The sequence below is a fragment of the Hymenobacter sp. HDW8 genome, from assembly GCF_011305775.1.
GTDB lineage: Bacteria > Bacteroidota > Bacteroidia > Cytophagales > Hymenobacteraceae > Hymenobacter > Hymenobacter radiodurans.
The window spans coordinates 45,243-59,737 of sequence record NZ_CP049907.1 but is presented as its reverse complement, the minus strand read 5'-3'; the positions used below and the strand labels follow the sequence as shown (position 1 = coordinate 59,737).

The window sequence follows — 14,495 nt, the reverse complement described above, 5'->3', positions numbered from 1 at the left end:
TCTTCATAGGCTGCCTTTTTTGTAGCCACCCAGGCCGGCGTACTTACTGCTGGGGGCCATTTTCAATGCGCCGTAACAGGCGCAAAATGAACAATTTATAAAGCTGACCCGTAAGCACAGAAGTACATAAGATATAGATACTATGATGTTCAGGACCAACATACAGCGAGGAATCCTGCTTCTTTCCCTGCCCTTGACGATGAGTTGCGCTCTTATTGGAGGCGGCAATTCATCCGACCCGCAGGTGCAGGAGCTGGAGCAACGGGTAGCAGAACAAAAGCGAATTTCGGAAGAAGCTGACTTGCGGGCGAAAAGCGAAAAGCAGGAGCTAAAGGCGCGTCAGTTGCGCCTCAAAGCCGCTAAAAACGAAGCCAAAGCCCGGAATATATAATTCACTTGGCTCTCACGCATAAAAAAGCCCCCAGACATAATCTGGGGGGCTTTTTTGGTTAATAATAGTTACTATCGACGACGGCGCGGCTTCTCTTCTTCCTCGTCCTCATCTTCATCTCCGCCGAAGCTGGGCATGGTAAACATAGAGCTAAGCAGGTCTTTAAACTGCGTGCCAGCCGTGACGCGGTTGCGCGAAATCAGGCTATGCTCAGCTAGGCCGTGCAGGCAGAATTCCATCAGGAAGTAAGTTGTGTCCTTATCCTCATTGGGGTGCAGGAAGGTCACAATATCACGCAGGCCAGGCACCTCGTCCAGAGACTTACGATACTCCTTATCGCCCGAATCGTTGAGTACATCGACGGTGTTGCCGGCTCCAAACCAGTCCTGAACGGTTTTATAGGGGTTCGGAATGGTCTTCTTTTTCTTCTGCTTATCTGGGTCGGGGAAGTAGTTGAGGAAGTAGGTGCGGATGGCTTTACCCATGAGCTTCTCGGCCACCAAGCCAGCTCCCTCCTGCTCACCTTCGTACACCAGCTCCACTTTGCCCGTGAGGGCCGGCACGGCGGCCATAAAGTCGGCAATGCGCACGTAGGTTTTCTTCTCACCATTAATGAGCGCCCGACGCTCAGCCGCACTAATCAGGCTTTCATAGGCCGCAATGGTTAAGCGGGCTGACACGCCACTTTTAGCATCCACAAACTCGGAGCCACGGGCCTCAACTGCTACTTGCTCCACTAGGTCGCGCACTAGCTCGTTGGTAGTCACCATACCTTCCTGGGCGGGCTTGATGCGGGCTTCCTGACGCGTAATGCGCTTCCCAATTTCAATCGACTTCGGGTAGTGCGTAATGATCTGGGAGTCGATACGGTCCTTAAGCGGCGTCACGATAGAGCCACGGTTGGTATAGTCCTCGGGGTTGGCGGTAAACACAAACTGAATATCCAGCGGCAAGCGCACTTTGAAGCCACGAATCTGAATGTCGCCTTCCTGTAAAATATTAAACAGTGACACCTGAATACGAGCCTGCAAGTCAGGCAATTCGTTAATGACGAAAATGCCCCGGTGCGAACGTGGAATCAAGCCAAAGTGAATCACGCGCTCATCGGAGTACGGCAGCTTTAGCGTAGCCGCTTTAATCGGGTCGGCGTCGCCGATCAGATCGGCCACCGATACGTCGGGGGTGGCCAGCTTCTCGGTGTAGCGCTCCGAGCGGTGCAGCCACGAAACGGGCGTATCATCGCCTTTCTCAGCAATCAGGTTCTTAGCAAAAATCGACAAGGGCTGCAACGGGTCGTCGTTCAGCTCCGAGCCTTCCACTACCGGTATGTATTCATCGAGCAAATCCACCATTAGGCGGGCAATGCGGGTTTTGGCTTGACCACGCAATCCGAGCAGATTGATGTGGTGCATGCTCAAAATAGCGCGCTGCAAGTCTGGAATCACGGTTTCTTCGTAGCCGTAGATACCAGGAAACACATCTTCCTTGCTTTGTAGTTTAGCAATCAAATTATCGCGCAACTCCTGCTTCACGGAGCGGGGCGTATAGCCGGATTTTTTTAGGGCACCAAGGGTGCGGATGTCGGTTTGGATCATAGAGGGAGAGAGTTACCAGCCCAGATGCAAAAGCAGAACAAAGGGAAGTTCAACTTAGGGGCTAGTTGCTGATGAATATAACTAGCAAGGGGGCCGGTTGGTTCGGACAGAATCGGTTAAGCTTGCAGATACTCGCTCTACAAGCCCCCTTTTTATTACAAGGCACCGTCTAGGGCAGCCTTTACGCTTTGATTCTTGAAGTGGCTCAACTAGCCTGGGGGGCTTTTTTCGTCTTTATAAACCACCTTTGTCCGCGTAGCAGCACTCGTTTTACAGCGTGGATTTAATTCTGCAACACTCACACTAGGCGCTAGAGCGAGTGGCAGTGTTTACAGATAGGGAGACCTACTCCCATGAGAACTCAAACTGAGTAATCTGACAAGCCATCAGACCTTTTACCAAAGCGACGGGGGGCAAATTTATGGCTTGGTGAAGTTCATCCGCTGAATACGCACCGCATTCAGAATAGCCAGCAATGCCACGCCTACATCGGCAAAGACGGCCTCCCACATGGTAGCTAGGCCACCAGCCCCGAGAGCCAGCACCACGGCTTTCACTCCAAACGCCAGCCAGATATTCTGCCATACCACCGAGTGCGTGGCCCGAGCAATGCGGCGGGCAGTAGCAATCTTGCTGGGGTGGTCGGTTTGAATTACTACGTCGGCGGTTTCGATGGTGGCATCGGAGCCCAAGCCACCCATGGCAATACCTACATCGGCCAACGCCACCACGGGCGCGTCGTTTACCCCATCACCCACAAAAGCCAGCTTGCGACCCTCGCTGAGATATTGCTGCACGTAGCGGGCTTTATCTTCGGGCAACAGACCACCGTGGGCCTCCTCAATGCCCAACTCTTTGGCTACGCGCTGCGTGATGCTGTCTTTGTCGCCCGAAAGCATCACGAGCTTGGTGATGCCATCGGCTTTCAGTTCTTGCACGGCCTGGACCGCGTCGGGTTTGGGCGCGTCAGCTACGGTCAGGTAACCAGCGTATTGGCCATCAATGGCGACTACCACAATGCTGTCTACCACCTGTTCCACTGCGGCCGGATATAGCACGTTGAAGCGAGTGAGCAATTTGGCATTACCGGCCAGCACTTCGTGGCCACCTACTCTGCCGCGCAATCCATGGCCGGCAATTTCCTCTACCTGATCTACCACTGTATTCACTGCGGCTGAGCCTGCGTGCGCTACCACAGCCTTGGCAATAGGGTGAGTAGACTTGGCTTCCAGAGCGCCTACCAGCCGGAGCAGCTCAGTCGCGTCGGTACCAGGGGCGGGCTGCACCTGCTGCACGGCAAATACGCCCTGCGTGAGTGTGCCCGTTTTGTCCATCACCACGGTATCAATCTCGCGCATGACATCCAGAAAGTTGGAACCCTTAAAAAGAATTCCTGCCTTCGAAGCCGCCCCTATGCCACCGAAATACCCTAGTGGAATACTCACCACCAGCGCACACGGACACGAAATCACGAGAAAGATGAGCGCGCGGTACAGCCAGGTGCGAAACACATAGTCGTCTACAATAAAATAAGGCAGCACAATAACCAGCGTGGCCAGCGCCACCACAATGGGCGTGTACACTTGGGCGAAGCGAGTGATGAAAAGCTGGGTTTTGGCTTTGCGTCCAACCGCATCCTGCACCATGGTCAGAATCTTGGCCAGTTTGGTATCTTGGTAAGTAGCCGTCACGGCTATCTGCACCAAGCGCTCCAGGTTGATCATGCCGGCCAGTACCGTGTCGCCGGCCTGCTTGGTTTGGGGGGCCGATTCGCCCGTGAGGGCTGCCGTATTGAAGCTGGCTGCCGCCGTTTGCAGGGTGCCGTCAAGGGCTACCTTCTCGCCCGGTTTCACCTCGATTACGTCGCCTAGCTCCACCTGCTTAGGGTCCAGCACCAGATTTTGCCCCCCACGCACTACTGTCACTTCGGTGGCCTGAATTTCAAGCAAGGCCCGAATGCTACGCTTAGCACGGTTTACGGCGGCGTCCTGAAACAGCTCGCCTACGGTGTAGAATAGCATCACAGCTACACCTTCCGGGTACTCCCCAATGGCGAACGCTCCCAGCGTAGCCAAGCTCATCAGTAGAAACTCATTGAAAATATTGCCGGAAGGAATACTGCCCAGAGCCGAGCGAATCACCTTCCAGCCTACCAACACGAAGGCCAAACCATACCAACCCAGCCGTACTGGACCAGTAAAAAAGGCCACGGCGGCGTAATCAAGGGCCAGGCCGCTTAGCAACAGTACCAGACTAATGCCGGGCCACAGGTAAGGATTGGCGCCAGCATCATCGTGGGTATGGTCGTCGTGGTCGCGGGTAGTTGTGGGGGGCTTTTTAGCGGGCTGAGCTACACTGCAACATTCATCAGCGGAGGTAGCGGTTGGGAGCGCGTGGTCGTGGCCGGGTACGTCGTGGCCTTGGGGTGAAATAGCGGCTTCGGGCGTGAGCTGGTTGCGGCTAATAGCGCCTGCGTTGGCCGGATCAGCTTGCTTGGCGGTGTTTAAAGGCTCGCTTATATCGGAGGATTCCTTCATAGTGCATGTATTCGAGCAAGGGAAAACAGGTGCTTTCTCTTCTGTCCAGTACGATTTTAGATTACTTCAGCCCTGCCTCAAGCGGGCGCCTTCATTGCTTAATTAGCTATGTTTCAGCACCTGCTAACCTTACTACGCAATTCAAAAAGAAAGCAGAGAGAAATTATGCTTGCGTTTGCTTTCGCAATGATCCTCTTCGGAACCAACAACTTGTTAGCAGCCACCCTTAGCCCTATGGATATAAGAAAGCCGCCGAGGTGTTGACCCCAGCGGCTTTCTTAAATACTGCCTCTAAATAAGCTAAGCTTCTAGCTATACAGCTGGTTTACAGGGTTTTACGCCGGTTCTTTTTGTAGTCTTCAAAAATTAGGTGGCCCAAACCTTTCAGTCCACTGAAGTAGGCTTTGCCTTGGTTAACCTCCGTAAACTCATTCACAAACTGCTGCAAATATGGATCTGAGGCAATCATGAACGTAGTAATCGGGATTTTGAGGCGACGGGCAGCAGCGGCCAGATTCAGCGTTTTGTTCACCACTTTGCGGTCGAGGCCGAAGCTGTTTTTGTAGTAGCCGTTGCCTTCTTTCAAGCAGGTCGGCTTCCCATCGGTAATCATGAAAATCTGCTTGTTGGCGGTTTTGCGCTTGCGCAGCAAATCCATCGCCAGCTCCAACCCAGCCACCGTATTGGTATGGTACGGGCCGACTTCGAGGTAAGGCAAATCCTTCACCTTGATTTCCCAGGCGTCGTTGCCAAACACGATGACATCGAGGAAGTCTTTGGGATACTTCTGCTTTACTAGCTCGGCCAAGGCCATTGCTACTTTCTTGGCGGGCGTGATGCGGTCCTCGCCGTACAGAATCATGGAGTGCGATATGTCGATCATCAGCACCGTGCTAGTCTGCGACTTATGCTCGTTTTCGCGCACCTCCAGGTCGCCTTCGGCCAGCATAAACTCATCGGTGAGGCCGTGGTTGAGCTGGGCATTGCGAATACTTTCGGTCATCGAAATCTGGTCGAGCGAGTCGCCGAAGCGGAATTCCCGCATGTCGGTGCTCTGCTCGTCGCCTTGGCCGGTGTGGGGCGTGCGGTGATTACCGGTGTTGCTTTTCTTAAGCTTGCCGAAAATCTCTTCCAGCGCCGACTTCCGGATACCCTGCTCGGTTTTGGGCGTGATCTTGAAAGCACCCCGCTCCTGCTCGTTTTCGTCGATGTAGCCTTTAGTTTTCAGGTCGTCGATAAAGTTGCCGATGCCGTACTCGCCTTCGGTTAGGCCATATTGCTTATCGAGCTGGGAAAGCCAGGAAAGAGCCTCTGCCACGTCGCCGGACGTGATAGTGACCAGTTGCATAAATATTTTGAATAAAGAATCGAAGCCTTTTTCAGGCGATTCATCGGGCACGAAGTCCCGGAAGCGAAAACCAGCAGCCATAGGAAGGGAGATTGAGGCTTAAGAACAACAGCACGGGCGGCAATGTTCATCCGAAGTGCCATAAGCAAGTTACGGCTTTGCCAGACACCTTGCACCCGCATTTGCGCGTTGAACAACGCCAGCGCTTGTTTGTATTGTAAAGGCGTCACTAACAGCGTGTGAGGCGCGTACAAATATTCTTCTGATTCATCCCTCCCCAACCTCTCCCCCTATGAAAGCTATCTGGAATAACACCGTTCTGGCCGAAAGCAACGACACGGTTGTTGTTGAGAATAACCACTATTTCCCAGCCGACTCGATTAATCGCGAGTTTTTTGAGGACAGTATTGCCCACACCACCTGCCCTTGGAAAGGACGGGCCAGCTATTACTCGGTGCGCGTGAATGGCGAGCTAAACAAAGATGCCGCCTGGTATTACCCCGAACCGAAAGATGCCGCCAAGCAGATTGAAGGCCGCGTTGCGTTTTGGAAAGGCGTGCAAGTGCAGCCCTAATCCCTCCAAAAAGCCCCCCCGCGTAACCTGTACAGCCTTAGACCGTTTGCACTAAGCGTTGGCCACGGTAGGCTGACGGCCGAAGTCAGTAACGGAATAGGTTATGAAGCAATACTCTTTACATGTCCTTCTGGGGGCTTTTTACTGGGGATTCTACTTCTGGGCAGTAGCTGTGACAGTCAGCGCACGGCTACTGAGGGTGCCAATCCGGGAGCACCCAGCGCGGAGGCGACAGTTCCCATTAGCTTTCAGAAAGAAGTAGCCCGCGACGATTACCGTTTCAGTGTGCAAACAACCGGCACTGGCACTAGCCGCACGCTTTCCTTAACCGCCGCCAAAGACAATCGAGAGCTGTTTAAGACGTCCGTTCCGATTGAGGGCCAAGTGAGCGACGCCATTGCCACCAACCTCAACGACGATAAATATCCGGAACTGTTCGTATTTGTGGCTGGTGCCGGAAGCGGCTCCTACGGCCGCCTTGTGGGCTATGAGTTTATGAATCAGGGCCATCGACCTCTGACGTTGCCGGAGCTAAGCGGACCGGCCGCATCCGGGTACATGGGTCACGATGAGTTTCGGGTGGAAGGCAGCCAACTGCTCCGCTCCTTCCCCGTCTATCGCCCCGACGACCCAAACAGCACGCCTTCCGGGGGCATTCGCACGGTGGCATACACGATGGAACCGGGCATGGGACTGACAGTAGCCGGTTTCAGCGATGCGCCCGCGCAGACTCCATGAGTTTAACATTTTGCATCATGAAAAGCCCCCCAGTAGTCAGATGGCTGCGGGGGCTTTCTGTTGTAAAGACCGCAAGTTTCGGGTGGCAGCGCAGTAGGCGCGGTAGTACATTTGACTACTATCTCAGCTATTTTCCGATGACGGATTACGAACGTATTGCGGCGGCCATTGCTTACGCCCGCACCCACTTTAAGGCCCAGCCCGACCTAGATGAAATGGCCCGACAGGCGCACTGGAGCCCGTTTCATTTTCAGCGTAAGTTTCAGGAATGGGCTGGCGTATCGCCGAAGAAGTTTCTGCAATACCTCAGCCTCGACCACGCCAAAACCTTATTGCGACAACAACTGTCCGTAGCCGACACCGCCTACGAAACTGGATTGTCAGGGCCCGGTCGGCTCCACGACTTATTTGTGAACCTGGAAGCCATGACGCCCGGCGAATACCGCCAAGGCGGCGCCGAATTACCTATTGACTACAGCTTCGGCGACAGTCCTTTCGGGCGTTATTTGGTAGCTACGACTTCCAAAGGTATCTGCAAGCTAATATTCCCCGAAACCGATGAGGCGGCCGTAGCTGAGTTGCGTCAGGAGTGGCCTCAAGCTACCCTCACCGCTCAACAAACGGCTATACACGAGCAGGTTGACCGGTTTTTTAACGGTAATTTCTCCCCCACCGAGCGATTCACGATGCACCTAAAGGGCACGCCCTTTCAACTCAAAGTGTGGGCTGCGCTATTGCAAATCCCAGAAGGCCAGCTTACTACTTATTCTCAGCTAGCCCGCGTTGCAGGCCATGAGCGAGCCGTACGGGCCGTGGGTACGGCCGTGGGCGACAATCCAATCAGTTATCTCATTCCGTGTCACCGCGTCATTCGCCAGACCGGCGAGTTGGGTCAATACCGCTGGGGCGCGACGCGGAAAGTGGCACTAGTTGGTTGGGAAGCAGCACGCGTACACCCGAATGCGCTGGTAGCCACTCCGGGGCTGTTTGATTAAGGAAATTAGCTTCACAAAAAAGCCCTCTAGAAACGTTTCTGGGGGCTTTTTTTCATAATCTCTGCAGATTACTCAATCCACTTAAACTTGTATTCGAGCTTCGGTACAGGCATACGGTCGGCTACGCGGCGCAGGCGGTTAGGTAGCGCCATAATGTACTCACGAGCCTTTTCAGCCTGACCATTGAGGCCAGTAATTTGGTCGATTTTCCAGGTATTGATGAGGCCTTCCAGAATATCGGTGTAGTCTTGGCTGGTGTATACGCCGAGGCGCTGAGCGGCGTCGGTGAAGTGACCGAATGTTTTGCCCATATCTACGCCCATCTCGCGCATATAGTGGGCCGGCATCACAATCTTTTTGCGCATCATATCCTCGAAGGCCAGCATCATTTCGGATGGATCTACTTCGAAGATTTTATCGACAAACGTCTGATAGACACGGGCGTGACGTGATTCGTCGCCGGCAATCATACCACAGAGCTTAGAAAGCTGATCATCACCGGCCTTGCGGGCCAGCGTACCTACACGACGGTGCGAGAGGTTGGTAGCTGCTTCCTGATAGCTCGTGTAAATGAACGCGCGATAGGGGTCGTGGGCAGTGCCGAGGTCGAAGCCATCAGCAATCAGATACTGCGTGCTCACCTCGAACTCGCGCATATTCACGCGGCCCGAGAGGTAGAGGTAACGGTTGAGCAAGTCGCCATGCCGGTTCTCTTCCGCTGTCCAGCCCCGAATCCACTGCGCCCAGCCGTTATTGGGGTCGCGGTTGAGGTCGTCGAGCTGGTGAAACCAAGCTTCGTAATTCGGGAGTGCTTCTTCCGTAATCGTATCGCCAATGAGTACCGCTAGCAGGTCGTAGCTGAGTTCTTTGGCGCGCTCACGCATGAGCTTTACTTCGTCAAAAAACGTATCAAGGCGGGAGTCGGGCAAGAAATCGGAGGGCTGCCAGCTGTCCTCCACTTTCTTGAGGAAGGAGCCCATGTTTTCCCGTAAAAAGGATTCCAGATGCTGAAGCACCTCCCCGCGGGAGGTTACGGTTGCGAGCATGACGTAGGGGAGATTAGTAGAAGGGAACGGAAGGCCAAATGTAGGCATTCCCATTTCCCAAATACGTTATATAGCCATTTTAGGGCTATTACAAAATTTTGGCTTTTACGGCTTTTCTATAATTTCTAGCCGCACTTCATAAAGCTGTGGCAGGGTGGAGTCCGGTGTTATCCTATTAAGCAGAGTAAAGGAAATACCAGCCTTATCAGCTGATCGGTGATATTGGGCGTAGCGTTGCAGAAACGGCACTACCTCGGGGGCTAAAACCCATCGCACTCCGGGCCGTTCGGCTAAACGATATAAGCTGGCGCTGAAGTCGCGGGTGGCAGCAAGCTGCTGTCGAAGCGTGGGCAAGGAAGGGTGAAGCGTGGCCCAACCCGTAAGCGGCAACTGCGGCTGCGGTAGGACATATACGTTGAAGGGCGACAACGACTTATATGCTACTTCCAGATTCGCCGTCACCAATATTTGCCCCCCAACCGTGGCACGGTTTAGCGCGGTCAGATAAGATTCATGGCGGGAGCGCTCAGCTGCCAGCAGTTGTTTTCTATGCAGCGTTTTGTAGCTGTAAATACCTGTTGTCAAAATCAATAGGCTTACTACTAAGCGTGGGAATGGTACACGCGCTGGCGGTGGTAGTCGCAGCCAATAAATGACATTGCCAAGGGTGAAAAGCGTAAACAGCGGCAGTCCGAGGCGTGGGGGAAGCTTTAGCCCTACTCCTATACCTAAAATCAGCAAGCTAAAGGCAACCTGAGTTAGCCAGAAGAAAAGTCGGCCGCGAGTGGGCGAACTCCGCATTAGACTCACGAAGATGAGCGCGTTCAGTAGGAGCAGCGGAAAGTAGTCGCGCACCACCAAGCGCCCCAAAGTAGCCAGCTTCACAGGAGCCGATTCACGCAGGAAAAAGTCAGCATTAGGAGGGGCAGTACGCTGAAAAAAAGCTTCGTTGACCAACGTAGAGTCGCTTAAAATCCAGTGACTGACGGCCTGCACACCAAGCGTATCGGAGGTAGTTTTTGGCTGTGGCTGGTATAGTTGAAAGTCGTTGAGGTTAGACTTAAGTACATCCAGCACCCGAAAGCGGGTGGCTTCAGGCGAACGGGTAACGGTGAGAAAAAAGCCCCCCACTCCTGCCAGCAGCAACGCCGAGGCCAATAGGTAGGCCCCGCGGCGCTGGCCCAGCCACAGTCCACCCGGCACCGCCACTAAGAGTCCGAGCACGGCCGCGCTGGGCCGAATTAGCCATGCCGCACCAAACGCTACCAACCCAACTACTATAGCCCAGCCTCGGTCGGTGCGTTGGGCGGCAAAAAGCCCCCCGGCGCCGGCCAGCAGCAATGGCACCCGCATATAGTTGAACCACAGGCTATTCTCAATAAAGACTAAGCCAAAGAACAGGGTCAGCGCCAAGGTAATTTGCCCCCCGGTCAGCCAGCCGGCCAACAAGCGGTTGAGCACGGCGAAAAGCAAAACCAGCGCCACGTAGAGCAGAGCATACAGCGACAGTCCATACCAAGGTATCGCTGGAAACTGGGCGTATAAGGCAGCCAACCCAGAGGCAAAGCCGTGGAAATACAAGTACAGATGTGTGACGGGCGCGGCGGCCGTACTACCCCGCAGCAACTGCGTGATGATGAGGTCGTCGTTAGTTTCATAGTAGGCCCCCAGCCCGCCGATAGACAGCAGCAGCAAGAGCAGTGGCAGCAGCATTACCCGAAAATAGCCCCCCAGGGTAGCGGTGTTCATGCCTGCAAGGTAGGGAGCGGTGCGAGTTAAGTTAGCAGGGCATGCGCAGTGCTGCCTACCTTGCAGCCGTGAATACTCGTTCGTTCGTTCGTTTGGCTTTCCTCGCCCTGCTGTTTGTGGGGCTGTTTACCGTTGCGTACTTCTTCCTGACGCATGAGGGATTATATGCCCTAGACGATTATTACTATTCCCGCTACGCGCAGCAAGTAGCCACCGGCACCTTCCGCCTGGCTCCCGATCCTCAGGGTTTACTTGTTGACCCGTTGCGCGAAAGGCCACTTATTTTCGGGCCTGTTGCCCTCTTGTATAAAGCTTTCGGCGTCAACAGCATTACCACCACTTTGTGGCCGCTCTTGGCCACGCTGGGGTGCGCCATAGTACTTTGGCTTTTGTATGGGAAGCGCGAACCGGTAGTGGCAGCAGGAGCTATCCTGCTGTTAGGGCTCCATTATTTCACTCTTAACCTAACTAATTATCTATATCCAGATAATATTCTGATGTTCTGGTGTATATACTGTGCAGCATCACTACTTATCGGGCGACGTGATGGGCAGCTTGCGGGAGGCTTGTGGGGGGCTTTTTTTGCTCTGCTCAACTTCGCCGCCCTGCTCAGCAAAGAGACGATTATTTACTACCTACCTTTTTACATAGGGGTACTTCTGCTCGATGGATGGCGGCGGCGCAACCGCCGATTTTGGCTAGCCGCTTTCGGAGTAGGCACGGTGCTCCTATTGGGTTATCTGGCCTTGTATCAGGTGTATACTGATGATGCACTGTACCGTATCCACTTGATTGAGCGCACTAATGAGTTCTTGAAAGAAGGCAATTACATTATGGGAAAGCGGGGAGCGTTGTTCTATCGGCTTACTATGGCACCCCTCGATTTTTTTATCGGCACAGGGCTGGGTGGCGTTATTCTTTTTGCCTTGTTAGCCTTATTAAATCAACGGCGCTGGCCCGACTCAGACGCCAAGTTCTGGCTGGCGCTAGCCGGTTCCACATTGGTCTTCTACTGGTTTGGCAGCACCTCGCTTACCCAATACAACCCAATCACGTTATTGCCGCGCATGACTACCCCCCTGCTTCCACCGCTATGTGTGGCAGCAGGCTTCGGGCTTCGCGACTTTAGCCGCTCTGGGCGTGGGGCAGGTTGGCTAGCACTGGCTTTGCTGGCTTGTGCAGGTTGGGCGCGAAGCTCCGTTTCCCTGATTTACGGCGGGCTGAGTTTGTACTTCGGATTGATGGCCATCCTGGCAGGTCCTTCCGCCCGCGCCAGCTGGCAGCGGCCGGGCACTTACGCCTTCGCGGCGCTGCTCCTATTGGCAGTGGCCGGTACTACGGCAGTTAGGCCCGCCTACTTCATGACCAAGCCAAGCGTATCATCACATTTTGAGCAGAATCAGCTGATTGACGGCTACTTACAACCACCAGCGCGAGGCGTAGTGTTTGTAGACGACTACCTGGTGAGTAACTACGATTATTATTACGATCATAAAAAGCCCCCCGGCATCTATTTCCGGCGCTATGCCGCCCGCGATTCTGTTCGCTTAGAGCCCGGCCAACAGGCTTGGTTGCTCCTGAACCGCAGCACGCTGACCAACGATGAATTGACGAGAAAGCTTATCCGCTATTCAGAGACGGATGTATTGGCTTGCTATCCGGGTCGGCAACTGGTGGCCGAAGTGGGCAAGGTTAGCTTATATAAGCTTGATTGGGGCCGAATGGCAACTGCTCTGCCAGTAACTACGCTGCGCAGAAAGAAGTGAATAAGAATGAATAGTACGCCTAGAAGGATCTGCATTCAAACAGATTCACTAACCACTAATTGGTGATTAGCATCAGCAGGCAACTCACAGCCAGCAATAAGGTAACAATATAAGTTTGGCGACGGTAGTAGAGAGATGTTTTCATAAGCGCGTCACTAGCATTTAATTAATATCCAAATCTCCCGATAAAGCAGTTGCCTAACAAGGAAAAATAGGGGCCATTTGTGACATGACTTACAACTGAATAATAGGCAATTACAAATAAAAAATACAAGTATTTTAAGGAATTTATGCCGTGTAGCGCATGCTTCTATTTCAGCTTAACTATAAGATTAAAATAAGAAGAGTTGCTTATATGCGGCAGCTTCGGATCTAGCTTTTTACATTAGAGAGGACTCTTGGTTTCGCAGCGTTAACCAATCGTTTCTACTGGCCAAAATCGCATTTCCAAGGATAAGCGGGTAGCATCTGCGTTAAGATTCACCGCGCCGCCGTGTAGTAGGTAAGGCGAAAAGAGTAATACTTCCGCTGGACCTGGATTAGGACGAATAAGCTCCAAAGGTTCAGCTGTTTGCTTGACGGCCGGCACCGTGTAGGTAACGCCATTGTATACAGCCCCATTCTGGGTTCGCTCTACCCGGTTTTCGGGCCACCAATGACTTCCCGGAACTAGGCTCAGGGATGAGTCGGCAGTGCTACCGGTTACTGGCACATAGATATTAATGCAATCATCATAGTCAGGCAGCCACACATCACGGTGGAGCGGATTATTATCGAAGCGGCCGGGCCTTACCAGACGCAGATGAAACAGACGCATCTGATCAAAAGGGTTATACGCCTGAACGGGGTGGCCGCATAACTCCGAAACCCGGGCCTCCAGCAGCGCCGCCGGCACTGGTAGTCGGTCAATTGTGTATTCCTTCGTCAGATTTACGACTGCTAGATGCCGCTGTTGGTCATCGCCAATCACCTTGTGGTAGTCAGCCACCGGAAAATCCGCCGCGACCGGCAGACCTGCCGCGACCAGCGCTTCGCGTACCAATGCTTCAAGGCCAGCCTGTAGTTGCCGCTGCTCAGGCGCCGACAGAAATTCCGCCACCGTATAGCCATCATCAGCCCAAGAGGTACCACGGGTAAGGTCGATACTATCAGCCAGAAGCACTTTGTTTTCGGCCTGGCCACTTTCGCCCTCAATTTGGTACGTTACCTCACGTGCGTTAATGCTAGCTTTCATAGAAGTGGAAAAGTTTGATTTTGACTAAGTAAGCGCTACAAATACGGCGATGATTCAGGGTAGCGAGGTATAATAGTCGCGCAAAGTAGGGCAAAGCGGTAGTCAGGCGCAAAATTCATTCCTCCGACTGCCCATTATTAACGCATCAACATTGGATAACTTGCCCCCGTGTCAGCGCCTACCTTCCGTCTACTACCCCACGCTACGCTTGTCTTCGTTGGGCTTTTCACGATTGCCTTTTTCCTTTTCGCACATGAGGGCCTTTATGATTACGATGACTACAATTATGCCCGCTACGCCCACCAGCTAGCCACTGGCACCTTCGCACGGTAGCGGACCGGCCGATCTGGCTGCTGGTTAACCGACCTATTCTCAGCAACGACGAGCTAATTCCACAGGTAATCACTGCTTCAGCGGAGCAGATATTGGCTCGCTTTCCTCACCGCAAGCTACAGATTAGGGATAATGGCGTGGAGTTGTACTTGTTAACGAACCAAACAGGGACCGATATTCGCAATTGAG

Annotated in this window: 12 protein-coding genes; 6 read left to right on the top strand and 6 right to left on the bottom strand. The window is 53.4% G+C overall.

From position 1 onward, the window contains the following. Positions 1-199 precede the first annotated feature (199 nt). Entirely contained in the window at positions 200-391 is a 192-nt protein-coding gene (locus tag G7064_RS00275; protein ID WP_133273149.1) for a hypothetical protein, read from the top strand. Between the two features lie 71 nt (positions 392-462). On the opposite strand, the gene G7064_RS00270 is transcribed toward G7064_RS00275, so the two are convergent. From G7064_RS00270 to G7064_RS00260, 3 genes are all read right to left on the bottom strand, one after another. Beyond that, a complete protein-coding gene (locus G7064_RS00270; protein ID WP_133273150.1) occupies positions 463-1,986 on the bottom strand; it encodes a sigma 54-interacting transcriptional regulator in 1,524 nt (507 codons plus the stop codon). Between the two features lie 419 nt (positions 1,987-2,405). Then, positions 2,406-4,523: a heavy metal translocating P-type ATPase gene (locus tag G7064_RS00265; protein WP_166071989.1), complete on the bottom strand. Its 2,118-nt coding sequence runs from the start codon at positions 4,521-4,523 to the stop codon at positions 2,406-2,408. Positions 4,524-4,848: 325 nt separating this feature from the next. Continuing rightward, entirely contained in the window at positions 4,849-5,952 is a 1,104-nt protein-coding gene (locus tag G7064_RS00260; RefSeq protein ID WP_133273152.1) for a vWA domain-containing protein, read from the bottom strand. 211 nt (positions 5,953-6,163) lie between these two features. Here G7064_RS00260 and G7064_RS00255 point away from each other — a divergent pair, with 211 nt between their 5' ends. The 3 genes from G7064_RS00255 to G7064_RS00245 all read left to right on the top strand — a co-directional run bounded on the left by G7064_RS00255 (position 6,164) and on the right by G7064_RS00245 (position 8,178). Beyond that, the gene (locus G7064_RS00255) at positions 6,164-6,445 is read left to right on the top strand and encodes a DUF427 domain-containing protein (RefSeq protein WP_166071988.1); all 282 of its coding nucleotides are present in this window, start codon (positions 6,164-6,166) and stop codon (positions 6,443-6,445) included. A 285-nt stretch (positions 6,446-6,730) separates the two neighbouring features. Beyond that, positions 6,731-7,183, top strand: coding sequence for a hypothetical protein (locus G7064_RS00250; RefSeq protein ID WP_166071987.1), 453 nt, complete (start codon positions 6,731-6,733; stop codon positions 7,181-7,183). Positions 7,184-7,320: 137 nt separating this feature from the next. Further along, entirely contained in the window at positions 7,321-8,178 is an 858-nt protein-coding gene (locus G7064_RS00245; protein ID WP_166071986.1) for a methylated-DNA--[protein]-cysteine S-methyltransferase, read from the top strand. A gap of 68 nt (positions 8,179-8,246) precedes the next feature. On the opposite strand, the gene G7064_RS00240 is transcribed toward G7064_RS00245, so the two are convergent. Both G7064_RS00240 and G7064_RS00235 read right to left on the bottom strand, forming a co-directional pair. Then, positions 8,247-9,224 (bottom strand): acyl-ACP desaturase, encoded by a 978-nt coding sequence (locus tag G7064_RS00240; protein ID WP_133273156.1) that lies wholly within the window; start codon positions 9,222-9,224, stop codon positions 8,247-8,249. A 105-nt stretch (positions 9,225-9,329) separates the two neighbouring features. Beyond that, a complete protein-coding gene (locus tag G7064_RS00235; protein WP_166071985.1) occupies positions 9,330-10,973 on the bottom strand; it encodes a hypothetical protein in 1,644 nt (547 codons plus the stop codon). 68 nt (positions 10,974-11,041) lie between these two features. On the opposite strand from G7064_RS00235, the gene G7064_RS00230 reads away from it, so the two are divergent. Beyond that, complete coding sequence (locus tag G7064_RS00230) at positions 11,042-12,739, top strand: ArnT family glycosyltransferase (RefSeq protein WP_166071984.1); 1,698 nt, start codon at positions 11,042-11,044, stop codon at positions 12,737-12,739. Between the two features lie 412 nt (positions 12,740-13,151). Here G7064_RS00230 and G7064_RS00225 read toward each other — a convergent pair whose 3' ends face one another. Then, complete coding sequence (locus G7064_RS00225; RefSeq protein WP_166071983.1) at positions 13,152-13,973, bottom strand: phytanoyl-CoA dioxygenase family protein; 822 nt, start codon at positions 13,971-13,973, stop codon at positions 13,152-13,154. Between the two features lie 168 nt (positions 13,974-14,141). Between G7064_RS00225 and G7064_RS00220 the strand changes: the two genes are divergently transcribed. Beyond that, positions 14,142-14,306 (top strand): hypothetical protein, encoded by a 165-nt coding sequence (locus G7064_RS00220; RefSeq protein WP_166071982.1) that lies wholly within the window; start codon positions 14,142-14,144, stop codon positions 14,304-14,306. The last annotated feature ends 189 nt before the right edge of the window (positions 14,307-14,495 follow it).

Bases quoted from the DNA above. Each gene is read 5' to 3' on its own strand.
- G7064_RS00275 (WP_133273149.1), top strand. From the start codon at position 200: ATGAGTTGCGCTCTTATTGGAGGCGGCAATTCATCCGACCCGCAGGTG.
- G7064_RS00270 (WP_133273150.1), bottom strand. From the start codon at position 1,986: ATGATCCAAACCGACATCCGCACCCTTGGTGCCCTAAAAAAATCCGGC.
- G7064_RS00265 (WP_166071989.1), bottom strand. From the start codon at position 4,523: ATGAAGGAATCCTCCGATATAAGCGAGCCTTTAAACACCGCCAAGCAA.
- G7064_RS00260 (WP_133273152.1), bottom strand. From the start codon at position 5,952: ATGGCTGCTGGTTTTCGCTTCCGGGACTTCGTGCCCGATGAATCGCCT.
- G7064_RS00255 (WP_166071988.1), top strand. From the start codon at position 6,164: ATGAAAGCTATCTGGAATAACACCGTTCTGGCCGAAAGCAACGACACG.
- G7064_RS00245 (WP_166071986.1), top strand. From the start codon at position 7,321: ATGACGGATTACGAACGTATTGCGGCGGCCATTGCTTACGCCCGCACC.
- G7064_RS00240 (WP_133273156.1), bottom strand. From the start codon at position 9,224: ATGCTCGCAACCGTAACCTCCCGCGGGGAGGTGCTTCAGCATCTGGAA.
- G7064_RS00235 (WP_166071985.1), bottom strand. From the start codon at position 10,973: ATGAACACCGCTACCCTGGGGGGCTATTTTCGGGTAATGCTGCTGCCA.
- G7064_RS00225 (WP_166071983.1), bottom strand. From the start codon at position 13,973: ATGAAAGCTAGCATTAACGCACGTGAGGTAACGTACCAAATTGAGGGC.